This is a genomic window from Rathayibacter sp. VKM Ac-2929, from assembly GCF_022815495.1.
GTDB lineage: Bacteria > Actinomycetota > Actinomycetes > Actinomycetales > Microbacteriaceae > Rathayibacter > Rathayibacter festucae.
Window position 1 is genome coordinate 192,329 of the sequence record NZ_JALGRV010000001.1, and the last position, 15,508, is coordinate 207,836.

Genomic DNA, 15,508 nt, shown 5'->3' on the forward strand with positions numbered 1-15,508 from the left:
GCAGGGCGGAGCGGTGCGGGTGCGGAGCAGGGACTCAGCGACCGGCGTTGTAGTGGTTCTGGATCTGGGTCGCGGTGAGCGCGGTCGAGTAGACGGCGGCGTAGCGCAGGCTGCCGGAGAAGGAGGCGGGGCCGACGTTCGTCCAGGAGCCGCCGAGGGTGTCGTAGCCGATCTTCCAGTAGCCGGTGGTGTTCTCCGCGCTGCGGAAGGCGGTGTTGCCGGCGACCTTCACGCCGTCGAGCCAGAGGCTCGTCCCGGCGGTCGGCGAGAGGGTGGAGACGACGTGGTGCCAGGCTCCGTCGTTGACCGGGTTCGGGCTGGTGATCGACTGGACGCCGTTGTTGTAAATGCCGAAGACGAGGCGGCCGTCCGCGCCGATGTAGGTGTGCCGGTCGTACTGACTGCCGGCGGTGTCGCGGCTGCTGTTGAAGCTGAAGAGCTTGCCGCCCGCGACGGTGGTCTTGAACCAGATCTCCGTGCTGAAGGTGGTCGGGTTGGCCAGCTGCAGCGGCGTGCTGAGGTAGCCGTTCGTCCCGTTCAGCAGCCAGGAGCCGCCGGCGTCGCGCGGGCAGGCCTTCGGGGTGGTCGCGGAGCTGGTCATCGCCGGACGGTAGGTGCCGGGGTAGGCGCCGGAGTCGGTGTCGACGGCGGTCGTCGCTCCGGTGGCCTGCGCGAGCGTGTAGGAGAACAGTGCGTCGCCCCTGTCGGCGGCGAGCGCCGAGTCGCAGGTGAAGAAGGCCGCCGCGCTGCCGACCGTGTTGTTCGAGTTGCGGATGGAGGCGACGTAGGCGCCGGAGGTGGCGGGGGCGAGGAACAGCACGGCCGAGAGGGCGGCGACGAGCAGCGCGGCGAGGGTGGTGCGCGGGGTGCGCGGTGCTGCGGAGCGGAGGCGGGCCAGGAGGCCGGAGCGGGTGCGGCGGTGGCGGCTCATCGGGCGGCCGACTCTGTCTCGGCGGTCTCGGCGGTCTCGGCGGGCGTGGTCTCGGTCTCGGCGGCGCGGGCCCGGCGGCCGTGCTCGCCGCGCGGCTCGGCCTCGGCGGGGAGTCCGACCAGCATCGTCCAGAGCACGGGGGTGGCGCAGACCGCGCCGAAGAGGATCCAGCCCCAGAGCGGCAGGTGCAGCGCCGAGGACACGTTGTAGAAGTCCTCGCCGTTGGCCGGCACCTGGATGCTGCCGACCTGGCCGGAGACGAGGTCCGCGTTCGTGCCGCCGACCGCCGTCACGCGGATCGGGAGCATGCCGACCGAGACGAGCGAGGCGTCCGTCTGCCCGTCCTCCACGGTCGCCTCGAGGACGACGATGCCGACGAACGGGCGGAGGACGAACACGGTGAAGGAGGCGACGAGCGAGATCCCCAGCACCCGCATCGCGGCGCGGTGGGTGGGGGAGGAGAGCAGGCGGGTGAGCAGCAGGACGAGGACGGTGCCGGCGAGGAGCATCGGCAGGCCCTTCGCGAGCCAGCCGGCGCCGGGGAGCGCGACGACGACCTTGCCGATCAGCTGCTCGGCGCCGGTCGCCCACGGGTCGGTCGCGCCGTTGATGTCGCCGCGGGTGACCAGGGTGCCGTCGTCGGCGAGGTCGACCACGCGGTGCGTGTAGGTCTCGTCGGGGGTGGTGGTGGGGTGGAAGCTGACGACGTCGCCGACCCGGATGTCCTCGAGGGGCGTCGGGGCGGTGAGGACCAGGGTGCCGACGGGAGCGGCGGTGCCCATCGACGGCGTCTGGACGATGAACCAGCGTCCGCCGGAGGCGTGGAAGAGGAAGGCGGCGACGACCAGGGCGGCGACGATGGCGGTGACGGTCCAGGTCGCGACGGTGCGCAGGCGGGAGCGGGGGGAGCGGGGCTCGGGGGTGGAGACGGTGGTGGCGGGGGTGAGGGGGGAGGCGGTGCCGGTGGGGACGGCGGTGGATCCGGGGAGCGCGGGGGCGGGGCGGGTCTGCAGCGTGGTCACGGGTCCACCTCCTCGGCGGGGTGGGGGCCGCCTGGGCGGCGGCCCCCGGGGTGCGGGTGTCGGGTGTTGCGGGGGCGTTTCTCGGGGTGGGGCGGGTGCTTCGGGGGAAGCGGTCTTCGGTGGTGGATCTCGATACGCCCGCTGCGCGGGCTACTCGATCAGCATGAACCGGGCGTGCACCTCGGTCGGCGTGAGCCGGACGCGTGTCTCGCTCGGCATGGACCGGGCGCGTGCCTCGCTCGGCGTGAGCCGGGGAGGCTCGATCAGCTGGCGAAGGTCCAGGTGAGGGGGAGCGAGGCGGACAGGCCCTGGTAGGTGTTGCCGGCGGAGGAGTCGAGCGTGACGGCGATGGTGAAGGGGGTGCTGGTGCCGGCGGTGACGGGGGCGGCGGAGAGCGACTTGGCGGCGGTGCCGGCGAGCGCGGCGGCGGTGCCGCTGTAGACGGTGGTGCTGCCGGAGGTGATGACGACGTTCAGCTTGGAGCAGAAGTCGGTCGCGGTGCCCGAGGAGCCGGCGGCGGTGTTGACCGACTGGGCGCAGGTGGCGCCCGGGGTCAGCGTGAAGGTGTTGGCCGAGACGGTGCCGGCGTTCTTGATGGTGATCGCGGTGCTGACGGTCTGGCCGGGGACCATGGTGGTCGAGCCGCCGAACTTGTTGATGGTCGAGCAGGTCGCGGTGTTGGTGCTGACCGAGCCGCCGTCGGTGCTGAGGCAGGTGACGGGCGTGGTGCCGGTCGACTTCTCCTCCATGACGAGCGAGCCGGAGGCGGCGGTGTTGTTGGTGTTGGTGATGCTGGCGACGAAGCCGGAGAGGGTTCCGGACATCGAGACCGACAGCAGCGCGGCGGCGGCGACGCTGGTGGCGAGGACGAGGGGGGCGAAACGGACGCGCTTGCGCTTTGCGGTGTGGTTCGACATGACAGGACTCCTGATCGGGTAGAAGGTGAACTGCCGTGCAGTTCGCTGTGGGGTGTTTTCTGGCTTGTCGAGTAAGTTACTTGATGGCAAAGATACTTTGCAATCGTTCTAATACCCCCTGTTGTGGGGACAGCGAGTCTGGCGGCGACGTCGCCGCTCCGACACCCGCTCCCACCCCCGCTCCGACACCCGAGAAGGCCGCATGGATCGCGAGAACACACCCCCCGCCGACGGCGGCGAGCAGCCCGCCGGCGCGGCCCTCCGGCAGGCGCTGCGGCAGCTCGAGACGGCGCAGCGCGACCTGCGCGCCGCGGTCGCCCTCGACGCCGGGATCGGGATCTCGGAGCTGAGCGCGCTGGAGGCGCTCGCCGAGTCGCCCGGACTGACGCCCAAGTGGCTGGGGCTCGAGCTGTCGCTGACGACCGGAGCGGTGACCGCGCTGCTCGACCGCCTGGCCAAGGCCGGCCACCTCGACCGCGTCTCGAACCCGCAGGACCGGCGCAGCGTCCTGCTCCGGCTGACCGACTCCGGCACCGCGCTGCTCGCAGCGGTCGACGAGCGCTACGGCGCGGTCAGCGTCGAGGTGCTGCGGGCGTCCCCGCGCCTGGGCGAGGAGGAGGTCGTCGAGGACCTCGCGCGCGCCGCGGCGGTCATCACGGCGCACACGATCGGCTGAGCGCGAGCGACCCCGCGCGTCAGGCCTGCAGGGCGCGGTCCTTGCGGATCGACCAGAGGTTGCGGCTCGCGGTGCGCTCGTAGTCGAAGTCGGTCACCAGTGCCTGGATGAGGGCGATCCCGCGACCCGACTCGGCGAACGCGTCCGGCATCTCCCGCGGCCCGGTGTCGACGCCGGGCGGGTCCGCGGTGTCGACCAGCTCGGCCCGGAGCGCCTCGTCGTCGACGGAGACGACGAGGCGGCAGAGGACCGCGGTGGTCGAGACGGCGTGCTGGATCACGTTGGAGACGAGCTCGACGAGCGCCGTCTCGAACTCCATCCGGTCGCGGGCACCGACGTCGGCGCGCTCGCCGAAGAGCGAGTCGAGCAGGTCGTGCACGAGCTCGATGTCGTCGGGCGGCGTCCGGAAGGCGAGGGTGCGCTCAGTCACGGTACGCGTCGCCGGCCGAGGCGTAGCCGACGAGCACGCGGTCGAGGTTGGAGAGCTCGAGCACCATGGTGACCTGCTCGCTCGGGGCGGCGATCCGGAGGTCGCCCCCGGCCTGGCGGGCGCTCTTCAGGCAGGCGACGAGCGCGCCGAGCCCGGACGAGTCCATGAAGGTGACCTCGCTCAGCTCGACGACGATGCGGCTGCTGCCCTCGTCGAGAGCGCTGCGCACCTCCGTGCGCAGATCCCGCGCCGCGGCGAGATTGAGCCGGCCCGCCGCCGTGATCACGGCGACGCCGGGAGCGATCGTCTCGGTGCTGAAGGTCATGCCTGCTCCTGGTCGGTGTCCGCGGCGGGGCGCGGGGTGTCGTGGGTCCGCGTCACGAGGAGCGCGGTGATGTCGTCGAGCGCGCGGCCGGAGCCGGCGAGCGCGGTCAGGGCGGTGAGGAAGCCGATGGCGCCCTCTGAGGTGCGGACCAGGTCGGCCGCGAGGACGAGCGACTGCAGGGTCCCGTCGAAGAGGTCGAGCACCCCGTCGGTGAAGGAGACCAGGGAGTCGCCGACGGCGAGATCGACGGTCTGGGTGACCCAGCCGCCGTCCTCCGCGATGCCGAGGGGGAGGCCGAGCGCGGCGAGGCGGTGGAAGGTCCCGTCGGCGCGGAGCAGGACGGTGAGCCCGTGGCCCGCGTCCACGAAGTCGACCCGGCCGGTCGCGGTGTCGAGCCGGCCGTGGAAGAGCGTCGCGAAGGTCTCGGTGGCGGAGAAGTCCGGCTGCAGCTGCTCGCTGACCGCGGTGACCACCGCGTCCGGAGCGCCGCCGGCCCGGGCGCGGAACGCGGCGCGGATGCCGGCGGCGAGGATCGCGGCGCCGGTGCCCTTGCCCATCACGTCGACGAGGGTCAGGTCGACGACCGCCTCGGTCGCGGTCCAGGTGTAGAAGTCGCCGCAGATCTGCCACTTGGGCAGCGAGGCGCCGGCCAGGTCGTAGCCGGCGGGGTGGCGGAACGCGGTGGGGGAGAGGCGGGCCTGCACGTCGGCGGCGCGGTCCCACTCCGCGGTGTCGCGCAGCTCGCGCTCGACCCACTGGCCGAACTCCTCGAAGAGCAGCTCCTCCTCCGGGCTGAGCGCGCGGGGGACGAAGTCGAGCAGGCAGAGCGTCCCGAGCTGCAGGCCGTCGTCCACCGTGAGCGGGCGGCCGGCGTAGAACTGCACGTGCGGCGGTCCGGAGACGTGCACGTGCCGCGCCCAGGCTCCGTCGGCGCCGAGGTCGGGGACGACGAGCGTGCTCCGCTGGGCGAGCGTCGCGTCGCAGAACGTCCCCGCGCGCGGGTAGGACACCGGCCCCTCGGGCTGCGGCGACTTCGTGAAGAGCGTCGTCTCGTCGAGGATGTGGATCTCCGCCACCGGCACCTGGAAGAGCTCCTGCGCCATCCGGGTGATCCGGTCGAAGCGCTCCTCGGGGCCGGAGCCCATCAGGCCCAGCGCCTCGATCACGGCGGCGCGGCGGTCCCGGTCGTCGGGCGCCCCGAGCGGTGCGTCGGCGCCGATCGCCGGGTCCTGGCTGGTCTGCTGCGACATCGTCCCCCCGAGTCTGCGTGCGGAGACGGTGTCTCGCCTCCGCGATGACGGTATCGAACGGTGCGCCCCCGGTCGCCGCTGAGGGCCGTTAGTCACCCGGACGGGGGTCACGGCTGCGCGACACCGGTAGCGTTGCACCCTGACCCCGATGGTGCAATGATGCACAGTATGCAAGCAGATGCGACCGCGACCCGGCGCGACCAGCGCGCGGCCGAGCGGCGCAGCGAGCTGGCCCGCACCGCCCGCGAGCTGACCATCCGCCACGGCTTCTCGGGCTTCACCGTCGAGGAGCTCTGCGAGGAGGTCGGCATCTCGCGCCGCACCTTCTTCAACTACTTCCCGAGCAAGGAGTACGCGATCGTCGGCCGGCCCGAGGAGGGCCTCGACGACGACAGCGTCGCGGAGTTCCTGACCCGCCGCCCGGGCGTCTCGCTGCTCGAGGCGCTCGTCGCCCTCGGTGCGGTGCACTTCGCCGCGATCGGCCTGAACGCCGACAGCGTCCGCGAGTTCGTCGCCGTCGCCGATCGCGAGCCGAAGCTCCTGCAGGCCCTGCTCGACGTCGGCACCCAGCGCGACCTGCTCGTCGCCGACCTCGTCGCGCGGCGCGAGGGCCTCGACCCCGCCGACCCGTCCGTGCTGCTCGCCGTGCAGACGGCCGGCACCGTGATCCGGAGCGCCGTCGGCGCCTACCTCGACTCCGACGGCTCCGTGCCGCTCGAGCGCCTCGCGCAGGACCGCATCGCGGCCGTGACGCGCCTGCTCCTGGGCTGACCCGGCCCCCGCCGCGCCGACCAGCCCCCCGCTCCCTCTCGCCCCACCCGACCCCGAGGACACCATGACCGCCCCCGCCACCGCCTCTCCGCTCCTGCTCACGCAGCGCCGGATCTGGATCATCTTCTCCGCGCTGATCGCCGGCATGCTCCTCTCCAGCCTCGACCAGACCATCGTCTCGACCGCGATGCCGACCATCGTCGGCCAGCTCGGCGGCGTCGAGCACCAGGCCTGGATCACCACCGCCTACCTGCTCGCGACCACGATCGTGATGCCGATCTACGGCAAGTTCGGCGACGTCCTCGGCCGCCGCACGCTCTTCCTGATCGCCATCGCGCTGTTCACCCTCGCCTCGGTCGGCTGCGCGCTGGCCGGCGACTTCTGGTCGTTCGTCGTCTTCCGCGCCCTGCAGGGCCTCGGCGGCGGCGGGCTGATGATCCTGTCGCAGGCGATCATCGCCGACATCGTGCCCGCCAACGAGCGCGGCAAGTACATGGGCCCGCTCGGCGCCGTCTTCGGCCTCTCCGCCGTCGCCGGCCCGCTGCTCGGCGGCCTCTTCGTCGACCACCTCACCTGGCAGTGGGCGTTCTACATCAACATCCCGGTCGGCATCGCGGCCTTCGCCATCGCCTGGTTCGCGCTGACGCTGCCGAGCAAGCGCGCGACCAAGCGGATCGACATCCCGGGCGTGCTGCTGCTCTCGATCGCCACCACCTGCCTGATCTTCTTCACCGACTTCGGCGGCGACGCCGCGCACGGCTGGGGCGCCCTCGAGACCTGGGCGTTCGGCGCCGGGCTGATCGCCGCGGTCGCCGGCTTCATCTGGGTGGAGTCGCGCGCCGAGGACCCGATCATCCCGCTCAGCCTCTTCCGCAACCCGATCTTCGTGAACGCGACCGCGATCGGCCTCACGCTCGGCCTCGGCATGTTCTCCGCCATCGCCTTCGTGCCGACCTTCTTGCAGATGGCGTCCGGAACCTCCGCCGCCGCGTCGGGCCTGCTGATGCTGCCGATGATGGCGGGCCTGATGGGCACGTCGATCTACTCGGGCATCGCGATCTCGCGCACCGGCCGCTACAAGGCGTTCCCGATCGTCGGCGCCCTGCTCACCGGCCTCGCGATGGCGGCGATGACGACGCTGACCGCCGAGACCCCGATCCCGCTGATCTGCGTCTACCTCTTCTTCTTCGGCGCGGGGCTCGGCCTGATCATGCAGGTCATCGTCCTCGTCGTGCAGAACGCCGTCGCCCCCGAGATGATCGGCACGGCGACCAGCACGAACAACTACTTCCGCGAGGTGGGCGCCTCGCTCGGCGTGGCCGTGTTCGGCACGATCTTCACCAACTCCCTCGCCGAGAAGCTGACCGGCGTCTTCACGGACGCGGGCGTCGCCGACGTCGGAGCGGCCACCGCGACCCTCGACCCGCAGGCGCTGAGCGCCCTGCCGGACGAGGTCCGCGACGGCGTCGTCCGCGCCTACGCCGAGTCGCTGGCGCCGGTGTTCTGGTACCTGCTGCCCTTCATTGCGATCGCCTTCGTCCTCGCGCTGCTGCTCAAGCAGATCCCGCTGTCGGACCAGTCCGGCATGGTCGCCCGCGGCGAGGCCGTCGGCGGCGAGGAGGCGGAGCGCCTGCACCGCGAGAGCCTCGCGGCGCCGGCCGCCGAGGTGCGGTCGGAGGCTCCGGAGGACGCGCGCGCCGACCGCTGACGCGGGGGCCGGCCGCCGTCGCTCTTGTCGCGGCGGCGACCGGCCGCGACACTGGGGGCGTCCCTCACCGCGCGGTCCTCTCCGGACCGGCGACCGGGGCGCGAGCTGCGGCCGCCGCAGGTCCGGTCAGGAGGACGCGTGTCCCACTCCGTCGACGAGCAGGCCGTAGCCTTCGAGGCGGAGCGCGGCCGGCTCATCCGGCTCGCCTCGCGGCTGCTCGACGACCACCACGAGGCCGAGGACGCGGTGCAGTCGGCGTGGCTGCGACTGCACGGCACGACGGCCGCGATCGACAACCTGCCGGCCTGGCTGACGACGGTCACGACCCGGCTCTGCCTCGACCGGCTGCGCCAGCGCATCCCGGAGCCCGCCGAGCTCGTCGAGACCGGCACGGGCGTGGAAGGCGTGGGGACGGGGAGTGCCGGCCTCGAGCGCGCCGAGGCCGTCGGCCAGGCCCTGCACGTCGTCGTCGAGACCCTGACGCCCAACGAGCGCGTCGCGTTCGTGCTCGCGGACAGCTTCGGCGTCGACTTCGCGACGATCGGCGAGATCCTCGGGCGCAGCGCGGCCTCGGCCCGCAAGCTCGCCTCCCGGGCGCGCGCCAAGACCGCGGCCGGACCCGCGGACGGGCCGGTCGCGGACTGGCAGGTGGTCGACGCCTTCATGGCGGCGGCGCGCGGCGGCGACCTGGTGCGACTGCTGCAGCTGCTGGCGCCGGGCGCGAGCATCCGCGCGGACGCGGACGCGCTCGCCGCGGGGACCCCGGAGCGGATCGACGGTCGCGAGGCCGTGGCCGCCTTCTTCGACGGCAGTGCTCATGCGGCGCTCGCCGCGATCGTCGACGGGCGGCCGGGCGCCGCCTGGTTCCACCGGGGTGCCCCGCAGGTCGCGTTCGACTTCACGGTCGAGGACGGGCGGGTCACCGCCGTCGTCTTCCGGGCGGACCCGGCCGTGCTGGCGTCGATCCGCCGGCGCGAGGGCGCCGTGGTCGACGCGGGCTGACCTCGCCCCGGCGTGTCGTGTCACATCGGCGGCCGCCCGGCCGTCGACCAGGAGAGAGGCCCACCCGGGGCCCGACAGAAGGAGCACCCGATGAAGACCATGACCTGCCGCCAGCTCGGCGGACCCTGCGATCTCGAGCACCGCGGCGACACGGCCGACGTCGTCATCACGCTGCAGGACCGGCACCTGCGCGACGCGGTGAAGGCCGGCGATGCGACGCACGACGAGGCGCGCAACGAGATGAAGAACCGCTGGCGCCACCCCGTGCAGTCGATGGGCTGGTACAACGGCGCCAAGCGCACGTTCGCGGAGCTGCCGGAGGGCTGACCGGGGCGCCGGGGCGGGGCCGGCGTCAGGCCGGCAGCAGGCCGATGATCACCGCCATCACGAGGATCGTGACGAGCTCGTGCGTGATGTTCAGGATCGTCAGCTTCGCCGGGCGGCCCTCGAAGGCGTCGTGGGTGATCATCCGCGCGGCGGTGAAGCCGACGAAGAGGAACAGCCCGGTGATCACCGAGTTCGCGAACCAGCTGCCGCCGTAGAAGGCGTGCGCGATGTCGACGCAGCCGGCCAGGACGAGCGCGGTGACGAGGCTGACCACGACGGTGACCAGGATCGGGACGACCGCGCTGCGGCTGCTCATCTGCTCCCGGCTGATGCCGGCCAGCCGCATCCAGAGCGTGCCGAAGACCTTCGGGGTGTACCAGATCGAGCCGACGAGCATCGTCGACAGGGTGGCGAGTCCGACCGCCCACGGGTTGATGTCGGGGACCACGGCGGCCGCCTCTCGGTGTCCCGGTCGCGCGGGGATCGCAGCGGCGGCGGGTGCGCTCACCCTAGCGGCGCGCCGGTTCCCGGGGCGGCTCCGCGACCGGACGCGGAACGGGCCCTGACACCCACGCGGGGCCCGTTTCCCGTCCACTCGCAGTCGGAGCCGCGAGCGAGTGGACGGGGATCGGGCTCCGCTCCGGGCGCAGGGCCCGGTTCGGGTCCGTTCGCGTGAGATGTTCCTGCTCAGCGGCGGCTCGTGGGATCTGCTCCGGCTCGTGGAGTCATCTCCGGCTCGTGGAATCGACTCGATCCGGCGAGCCGAGCCTCGTTCCACGTGCCGGAGGTCCACCCGCATCGGCCTCGGCTCGCAGGAACAGCCTCGGCTCGTGAGAACCGGCCGATCCCACGAGCCGGACCCGGATCCACGTGCCGAACGTCACGAGCGCCACCGCCGATGCCCAGCTCCGGCTCGCGGAATCACCTTCGGCTCGTGGAATCCTCCCGATTCAGCGAGCCGGACTGCGTTTCGCCGGCCCGAGGTCCGTCGCCGACTCGCGCCGCGTCGTCACCGCGTCACAGCGCAGGCGCGCGGACCGAGGCGTCAGGAGCCCTGTCCCGATGCTCCACTCGCGGTCTGCGGGTGCCGGCGGGCGACAGCCCCGCCCGCGCAGAACGCCAGCACCAGCAGGCCGAGCACGATCAGCGCGGCGGCGGTCGCCAGACCGGGAGTGACGACCATCGTCCCGGGCGAGAACATCGTCTCCGAGAGCGGGGCGTACGCGAACCAGCCGAACGACACCTCGCGCGGAGTGGTCGCCGCGACGACGATCCCGATCACGACGAGCAGCGCGCCCGCGACCACGGGCAGGAGCCGGCGCCTCATCCTCATGCCTCCACGGTAGAGGGCGGGCGCCGGCCCGGCGGCATCGGCTACGGCGAGACCATTCCGCCGTTGACGTTCAGCGTCTCGCCGACCACGTAGCTCGACTCCGCCGAGGCGAGGAAGACGTAGGCGGGCGCCTGCTCGGCCGGCTGCGCCGCGCGGCCCATCGGCGCCTCGCTCGAGCCGAACTCGGGCAGGCTCTCGGGGTCGACGCCCGCGGTCACCTGCAGCACCGACCAGGTCGGACCCGGCGCGACGACGTTCACCCGGATGCCCTTCGCCGCGAGCTGCTGCGCGAGCCCCTTCGACAGGTTGTTGATCGCGCCCTTCGTCATGGCGTAGTCGAGCCGGTCCGGCGCGGGGGAGTGCGCCTCCGCGGAGGCCGTGTTGATGATCGTCGAGCCCGCGGGGAGGTGCGGGAGCGCCGCCTTGATGATGCGGAACGGCGCGAAGACGTTGATCGCGAACGTCGTCTCGAACTGCTCGTCGCTGAGCTCGAGGACGTCGTCCTGCCAGACCTGCTTGCCGGCGACGTTGACGACCGTGTCGAGGCCGCCGAGCCCCTCGACGGCCTTCGCCACGAGGTCCCGGCAGTACTGCGCGTCGGTCAGGTCGCCCGGGATCGTCACGGCGGTGCGGCCGGCCGCGCGGATCAGCTCGACGACGTGCTGCGCGTCCTCCTCCTCGTCGGGGAGGTAGGCGAGCGCGATGTCCGCGCCCTCGCGGGCGAAGGCGATCGCGACCGCCGCGCCGATGCCGGAGTCGGCGCCCGTGATCAGCGCGCGCCGCCCGGTCAGGCGGCCGGTGCCGCGGTAGCTGTCCTCGCCGAGGTCCGGGACCGGGGTCATCCGCGACTGGAGGCCGGGCTCGGGCTGCTGCTGCACCGGCGGCGTGACGTTCGGGTACTGCGTGGCGGGGTCGGTGAAGGTGTACTGGTCGGGCATGGGGTCCTCCGGGGTCGTCGAGCGGGCGGGGCGCCGTCGTTCCGCGGCACCGGCTCTTCTCGACGCTAGCCGCGGCCCGCGTGCCGGCGGAGGAGCTTGACGGCCGCCCTAGTCGTACTGCGGCGTCTGCCGTCCACCCCCGGGCGATACGGTCGTAGTCATGCCGTCCCGCCCCGTCTCCGCCGCGAAGCGCCGCCTGGCCATCTCGGCCTTCATGCTCGTCTTCGGCATCGGGATGGCCTCCTGGGTCGTGCGGACCCCGGCGGTCCGCGACCTGCTCGCCGCGTCGACCGCCGAGATGGGGCTCGTCCTGCTCGGCCTCTCGGTCGGCTCGATGAGCGGAGTCCTGTCCTCCGCCGCCGTCGTCCGCCGGCAGGGGGTGCGCTTCACCGTCGTGATCGGCGGCGCCTCCTTCGTCACCGGCATCGCGCTGACCGGCGTCTTCGCCGAGCTCTCCACCCCGTTCGGCGTCGCGGCGGGCCTCGCCCTCGTCGGCTTCGGGATCGGCATCTCCGAGATCGCGCTCAACGTGGAGGGAGCGGCGCTCGAGACGCTCACCGGCCGCTCGGTGCTGCCCGCGCTGCACGGCTTCTACAGTCTCGGCACCGTCACCGGCGCGGTCGCGGGCATCGGCCTGACGGCGATCGACTTCCCCGTGGTCTGGCAGCTCGTCGGAGTCGCGGTCGTCGCGCTCGCGCTGCTGCTCACCGTCATCCGCTCCATCCCGGTCGAGACCGGTCGGGTCGAGCGCGCCGTCGCCGGCGCTCCCCGCGAGAAGGTCCGCTCGACGCCGGTCTGGCAGCAGCCGCGCGTGCTGATGCTCGGCCTGATCGTGCTCGCCCTGGCGCTGGCCGAGGGGTCGGCGACCGACTGGCTGCCGCTGCTCATGGTCGACGGCCACGGCGTCTCCGCCACCGTCGGCACCGTGGTGTTCACCGCCTTCGCCGCGGCGATGACCGTCGGCCGCTTCCTCGGCACCCCCCTGCTGGCCCGCTTCGGCAAGGCGACCGTGCTGCTGGCGAGCACCCTCGTCTCGGCGGTCGGGATCGGCATCGTCGTCTTCGCCGACAACGCCGTCGTGGCCGGCGCGGCCGTCGTCCTCTGGGGCCTGGGCGCGGCCCTCGGCTTCCCGGTCACGCTCTCCGCCGCGGGCGAGAGCGAGGACCCGACCTCCGCCGTCGCCGCCGTCGCGACCGCCGGCTACATCGCCTTCCTCGTCGGCCCGCCCCTGCTCGGCTTCCTCGGCGAGCACTTCGGCCTCCGCGGCGCGATGGCCGTCGTCCTCGTGCTGGTCGCCCTCGCCTCGCTGCTCACCTCGGCCGCGAAGCCCCGCGTCCCGCGCGAGCCCGTCCCGGCCTGACCGGCGCGCCCTCGGCCGCCGATCGCTCCGCGAACCATGCCGATCGCGTTACCCGCGGAGCGGGCCCGTGCAAATGGATCGAGGACCCCGCAGCGGGCCCGCCCATGCTGATCGACCAGCCCGCCGAGCGGCTCTGCCCATGCTGATCGAGTAGCCCGCGGAGCGGGCGTATCGAGATCCACCACCGTCAGCACCTGAGTCTGCAGACCCGCCCTGCCGGTGACGACGGGTCTCGATACGCCCCTGCGGGGCTACTCGACCAGCAAAGGCTGCGGGCAGCTCTTCCAAGTGGATCCGCCGGCAGGCTCGGCCTCAGGCCGTCGCGTCCGCGACCACCCAGGGGAAGGCCTCGGCCTTCGAGCGGGCGCCCTGGCGGGCCTTCGAGCGGTTCGGCTCCTCGACGTCGGCGAGCAACCGCTCGGACTGGCGGACGAGCTCGGCGAAGCGCTCGGTGTCGAGCCAGTCAGGGCGCATCGCGAAGACGAGGTCCTCGGTGGCGGTGTTGCCGCTCGCGCCGGGAGCGAACGGGCAGCCGCCCAGACCGCCGAGCGCCCCGTCGACGACGGTCGCGCCGGCGCGGACGGCGCTCAGCGCGTTGACGACGCCGGCTCCCCAGGTGTCGTGACCGTGGAAGACGATCTCGCGCGGCGGCGTCTCGGCGGCGACCCGGGAGACGAGCGAGAACACCTGCTCGGGGTGGGCCTGGCCGAGGGTGTCGCAGATCACGACGTCCTCGGCGCCCGCCGCACGCGGGTCGTTCGCGATCGCGAGCACCCGCTCCTCCGGCACCGGGCCCTCGAAGGGGCAGGTGAAGGACGTGGCGATGCAGAGCTGGATGCGTCCGCCGACCGCGTGCGCGAGGGCGACGGCTTCGGGCATCGCGTCGAGGCTCGCCTCGGTGCTCCGCCCGATGTTGGCGCGGTTGTGGGAGTCGGAGGCCGAGAAGCAGTACTGGAAGTTGCGTGCGCCGGCCGCCGCTGCTCGCTCGATGTGGCGCGGGGTCGCCACCCAGACCCAGCAGTGCTCGAGCTCCTCGGCGGTCAGCGCCGCGACGACCTCGAGCGTGTTGGCCATCGGCGGCACGAGATCGCCCCGGGCGAGCGAGCCGATCTCCAGCTCGGGGACGCCGGCCGCGAGGAGCGCCCGGACCAGCTCGACCTTGCGCTCGGTCGAGAGGAGCTTGCCGGTCAGCTGCAGTCCGTCGCGGAGGGTGACGTCGCGCAGCCGGACGGTGCGGTCGGCGCCGGTCATCGGGTCTCCTCCGCTGCCGCCGCGTCGTGGATCGGCTTCCGTCCGAGCATCTCCAGGACCTCCTCGGTGTCGTGGCCCAGCGCGGGCGCGAGCGTGCGGATGGGGAGCGAGCGGTCGCCGAGCACCGGGACGATGCCGGGGAAGCCGACGCCCTCGATGATCCCGGCGCCCGTGTCGACGTCGAACTTCTGGATCATGCCGCGGGCCGCGTACTGCTCGTTCGTGCTGATGTCGGCGGCGGTGAGGATCGGGCCCGACGGCACGCCGCGCTCGTCGAGGATCGCGAGTGCCGCGTCCGAGGTCGTCGTGGCGGTCCAGGCGCCGATCGCGGCGTCGAGCTCGTCGCGGCGGCGCCAGCGGCCGTCGTTGGTGAGCAGGTCCGGATCCTCGGCCAGGTCGGCGCGGTCGATGATGGCCATCAGCCGCTGGAAGATCGCGTCGCCGTTGGCCGCGACCACGATGCTCGAGCCGTCGCCGCAGACGTAGGCGTTCGTCGGCGCGATGCCCTCCATCCGGCCGCCGACGCGCTCCCGGACGATGCCGTGCGCCTGGTAGTCGGGGATGAGCGACTCCATCATCGAGAACATCGCCTCGTTCAGCGCGACGTCGATCACCCGCTCGACCAGCGGTGCCGGGCCGAGTCCGGCGGCGCGGCGGGTCTCGCGCTGGAAGAGCGCCATCATCACCCCGTATCCGGCGTAGAGGCCGGCGATGGAGTCGCCGATCGAGACGCCGACGCGGACGGGCGGGCGGTCCGGATCGCCGACCAGCTCGCGGAAGCCGCCCATCGCCTCGGCGACCGCCGCGAAGCCCGGCCGGCTGGAGAGCGGACCGGTCTGGCCGAACGCCGAGATGCGGCCGATGACCAGCTCGGGGTTCGCCTCGTTCAGCACGTCCGGTCCGATGCCCCAGCGCTCGAGGGTGCCCGGACGGAAGTTCTCGAGGACGACGTCGCACTCGGCGGCGAGCCCGCGGACGGCGTCGCAGCCCTCCTCCGTGCGCAGGTCGAGCGCGACCGAGCGCTTGCTGCGGTTGAGGGTGTGGAAGAGCATCGACGTCGTCGATCCGGAGTGCAGCCGCCACTTGCGCAGCTCGTCGCCCGTGCCGGGGCGCTCGACCTTGATCACGTCGGCGCCGAAGTCGGCGAGCAGGCGGCCCGCGGTGGGGGCGGCGATGAAATTGCCCAGCTCGAGCACGCGGACGCCGGCGAGCGGAGCGGGAGAGGGAGTCGGAGCGGAGGGAGGTGCGGTGGTCATCACGGCCTTTC

At 73.0% G+C, this 15,508-nt stretch carries 17 protein-coding genes; 6 read left to right on the forward strand and 11 right to left on the reverse strand.

The window, feature by feature from the left end:
* Window positions 1-34: 34 nt before the first annotated feature.
* From MT355_RS00860 to MT355_RS00870, 3 genes are all read right to left on the reverse strand, one after another.
* Window positions 35-931 carry a LamG domain-containing protein gene (locus tag MT355_RS00860; protein WP_123736646.1) on the reverse strand — a complete coding sequence of 299 codons (897 nt, stop codon included), beginning with the start codon at window positions 929-931 and terminating at the stop codon, window positions 35-37.
* The gene (locus tag MT355_RS00865) at window positions 928-1,953 is read right to left on the reverse strand and encodes a signal peptidase I (RefSeq protein ID WP_308197283.1); all 1,026 of its coding nucleotides are present in this window, start codon (window positions 1,951-1,953) and stop codon (window positions 928-930) included. Before MT355_RS00865 ends, MT355_RS00860 begins: the two co-directional genes overlap by 4 nt.
* Window positions 1,954-2,216: 263 nt before the next feature.
* A complete protein-coding gene (locus tag MT355_RS00870; RefSeq protein ID WP_123736647.1) occupies window positions 2,217-2,870 on the reverse strand; it encodes a hypothetical protein in 654 nt (217 codons plus the stop codon).
* Window positions 2,871-3,072: 202 nt separating this feature from the next.
* On the opposite strand from MT355_RS00870, the gene MT355_RS00875 reads away from it, so the two are divergent.
* Entirely contained in the window at window positions 3,073-3,546 is a 474-nt protein-coding gene (locus tag MT355_RS00875) for a MarR family winged helix-turn-helix transcriptional regulator (RefSeq protein WP_243598179.1), read from the forward strand.
* Window positions 3,547-3,565: 19 nt separating this feature from the next.
* Here the strand turns inward: MT355_RS00875 and MT355_RS00880 are convergent, their stop codons facing one another.
* The 3 genes from MT355_RS00880 to MT355_RS00890 are packed head-to-tail and all read right to left on the reverse strand — an operon-like array spanning window position 3,566 to window position 5,551.
* Window positions 3,566-3,976 (reverse strand): ATP-binding protein, encoded by a 411-nt coding sequence (locus MT355_RS00880; RefSeq protein WP_243598180.1) that lies wholly within the window; start codon window positions 3,974-3,976, stop codon window positions 3,566-3,568.
* Window positions 3,969-4,301: an STAS domain-containing protein gene (locus MT355_RS00885; RefSeq protein ID WP_123446750.1), complete on the reverse strand. Its 333-nt coding sequence runs from the start codon at window positions 4,299-4,301 to the stop codon at window positions 3,969-3,971. The genes MT355_RS00880 and MT355_RS00885 overlap by 8 nt, the downstream gene beginning before the upstream one ends.
* Entirely contained in the window at window positions 4,298-5,551 is a 1,254-nt protein-coding gene (locus MT355_RS00890; protein WP_243598181.1) for a PP2C family protein-serine/threonine phosphatase, read from the reverse strand. Before MT355_RS00890 ends, MT355_RS00885 begins: the two co-directional genes overlap by 4 nt.
* A 168-nt stretch (window positions 5,552-5,719) precedes the next feature.
* On the opposite strand from MT355_RS00890, the gene MT355_RS00895 reads away from it, so the two are divergent.
* From MT355_RS00895 to MT355_RS00910, 4 genes are all read left to right on the forward strand, one after another.
* Window positions 5,720-6,322, forward strand: coding sequence for a TetR/AcrR family transcriptional regulator (locus tag MT355_RS00895; RefSeq protein WP_243598182.1), 603 nt, complete (start codon window positions 5,720-5,722; stop codon window positions 6,320-6,322).
* A gap of 64 nt (window positions 6,323-6,386) precedes the next feature.
* Window positions 6,387-8,030 carry an MDR family MFS transporter gene (locus tag MT355_RS00900; RefSeq protein WP_243598183.1) on the forward strand — a complete coding sequence of 548 codons (1,644 nt, stop codon included), beginning with the start codon at window positions 6,387-6,389 and terminating at the stop codon, window positions 8,028-8,030.
* Between the two features lie 138 nt (window positions 8,031-8,168).
* Window positions 8,169-9,032 (forward strand): sigma factor, encoded by an 864-nt coding sequence (locus MT355_RS00905; RefSeq protein WP_243598184.1) that lies wholly within the window; start codon window positions 8,169-8,171, stop codon window positions 9,030-9,032.
* A 90-nt stretch (window positions 9,033-9,122) separates the two neighbouring features.
* Window positions 9,123-9,359 carry a hypothetical protein gene (locus tag MT355_RS00910; RefSeq protein ID WP_123736654.1) on the forward strand — a complete coding sequence of 79 codons (237 nt, stop codon included), beginning with the start codon at window positions 9,123-9,125 and terminating at the stop codon, window positions 9,357-9,359.
* 25 nt (window positions 9,360-9,384) lie between these two features.
* Here MT355_RS00910 and MT355_RS00915 read toward each other — a convergent pair whose 3' ends face one another.
* The 3 genes from MT355_RS00915 to MT355_RS00925 form a co-directional block, all read right to left on the reverse strand.
* Complete coding sequence (locus MT355_RS00915) at window positions 9,385-9,807, reverse strand: DUF1761 domain-containing protein (RefSeq protein WP_123732730.1); 423 nt, start codon at window positions 9,805-9,807, stop codon at window positions 9,385-9,387.
* A gap of 597 nt (window positions 9,808-10,404) precedes the next feature.
* On the reverse strand, window positions 10,405-10,692 hold the full coding sequence (locus tag MT355_RS00920; protein WP_243598185.1) for a hypothetical protein: 288 nt from the start codon (window positions 10,690-10,692) through the stop codon (window positions 10,405-10,407).
* Between the two features lie 41 nt (window positions 10,693-10,733).
* Window positions 10,734-11,630, reverse strand: coding sequence for an SDR family oxidoreductase (locus MT355_RS00925; RefSeq protein ID WP_243598186.1), 897 nt, complete (start codon window positions 11,628-11,630; stop codon window positions 10,734-10,736).
* Between the two features lie 160 nt (window positions 11,631-11,790).
* Between MT355_RS00925 and MT355_RS00930 the strand changes: the two genes are divergently transcribed.
* Window positions 11,791-12,990: an MFS transporter gene (locus MT355_RS00930; RefSeq protein WP_243598187.1), complete on the forward strand. Its 1,200-nt coding sequence runs from the start codon at window positions 11,791-11,793 to the stop codon at window positions 12,988-12,990.
* Window positions 12,991-13,302: 312 nt separating this feature from the next.
* Here the strand turns inward: MT355_RS00930 and MT355_RS00935 are convergent, their stop codons facing one another.
* Both MT355_RS00935 and MT355_RS00940 read right to left on the reverse strand, forming a co-directional pair.
* A complete protein-coding gene (locus tag MT355_RS00935) occupies window positions 13,303-14,241 on the reverse strand; it encodes a hydroxymethylglutaryl-CoA lyase (protein ID WP_243598188.1) in 939 nt (312 codons plus the stop codon).
* Entirely contained in the window at window positions 14,238-15,497 is a 1,260-nt protein-coding gene (locus MT355_RS00940; protein ID WP_243598189.1) for a CaiB/BaiF CoA-transferase family protein, read from the reverse strand. The genes MT355_RS00935 and MT355_RS00940 overlap by 4 nt, the downstream gene beginning before the upstream one ends.
* Window positions 15,498-15,508: the final 11 nt, after the last annotated feature.

What these genes read in the sequence shown, in the direction of transcription:
- MT355_RS00935 (WP_243598188.1), bottom strand. Translation starts at nt 14,241, where the DNA reads ATGACCGGCGCCGACCGCACCGTCCGGCTGCGCGACGTCACCCTCCGC.
- MT355_RS00900 (WP_243598183.1), top strand. Translation starts at nt 6,387, where the DNA reads ATGACCGCCCCCGCCACCGCCTCTCCGCTCCTGCTCACGCAGCGCCGG.
- MT355_RS00860 (WP_123736646.1), bottom strand. Translation starts at nt 931, where the DNA reads ATGAGCCGCCACCGCCGCACCCGCTCCGGCCTCCTGGCCCGCCTCCGC.
- MT355_RS00870 (WP_123736647.1), bottom strand. Translation starts at nt 2,870, where the DNA reads ATGTCGAACCACACCGCAAAGCGCAAGCGCGTCCGTTTCGCCCCCCTC.
- MT355_RS00930 (WP_243598187.1), top strand. Translation starts at nt 11,791, where the DNA reads ATGCCGTCCCGCCCCGTCTCCGCCGCGAAGCGCCGCCTGGCCATCTCG.
- MT355_RS00875 (WP_243598179.1), top strand. Translation starts at nt 3,073, where the DNA reads ATGGATCGCGAGAACACACCCCCCGCCGACGGCGGCGAGCAGCCCGCC.
- MT355_RS00895 (WP_243598182.1), top strand. Translation starts at nt 5,720, where the DNA reads ATGCAAGCAGATGCGACCGCGACCCGGCGCGACCAGCGCGCGGCCGAG.
- MT355_RS00940 (WP_243598189.1), bottom strand. Translation starts at nt 15,497, where the DNA reads ATGACCACCGCACCTCCCTCCGCTCCGACTCCCTCTCCCGCTCCGCTC.
- MT355_RS00910 (WP_123736654.1), top strand. Translation starts at nt 9,123, where the DNA reads ATGAAGACCATGACCTGCCGCCAGCTCGGCGGACCCTGCGATCTCGAG.
- MT355_RS00920 (WP_243598185.1), bottom strand. Translation starts at nt 10,692, where the DNA reads ATGAGGATGAGGCGCCGGCTCCTGCCCGTGGTCGCGGGCGCGCTGCTC.
- MT355_RS00890 (WP_243598181.1), bottom strand. Translation starts at nt 5,551, where the DNA reads ATGTCGCAGCAGACCAGCCAGGACCCGGCGATCGGCGCCGACGCACCG.
- MT355_RS00885 (WP_123446750.1), bottom strand. Translation starts at nt 4,301, where the DNA reads ATGACCTTCAGCACCGAGACGATCGCTCCCGGCGTCGCCGTGATCACG.
- MT355_RS00925 (WP_243598186.1), bottom strand. Translation starts at nt 11,630, where the DNA reads ATGCCCGACCAGTACACCTTCACCGACCCCGCCACGCAGTACCCGAAC.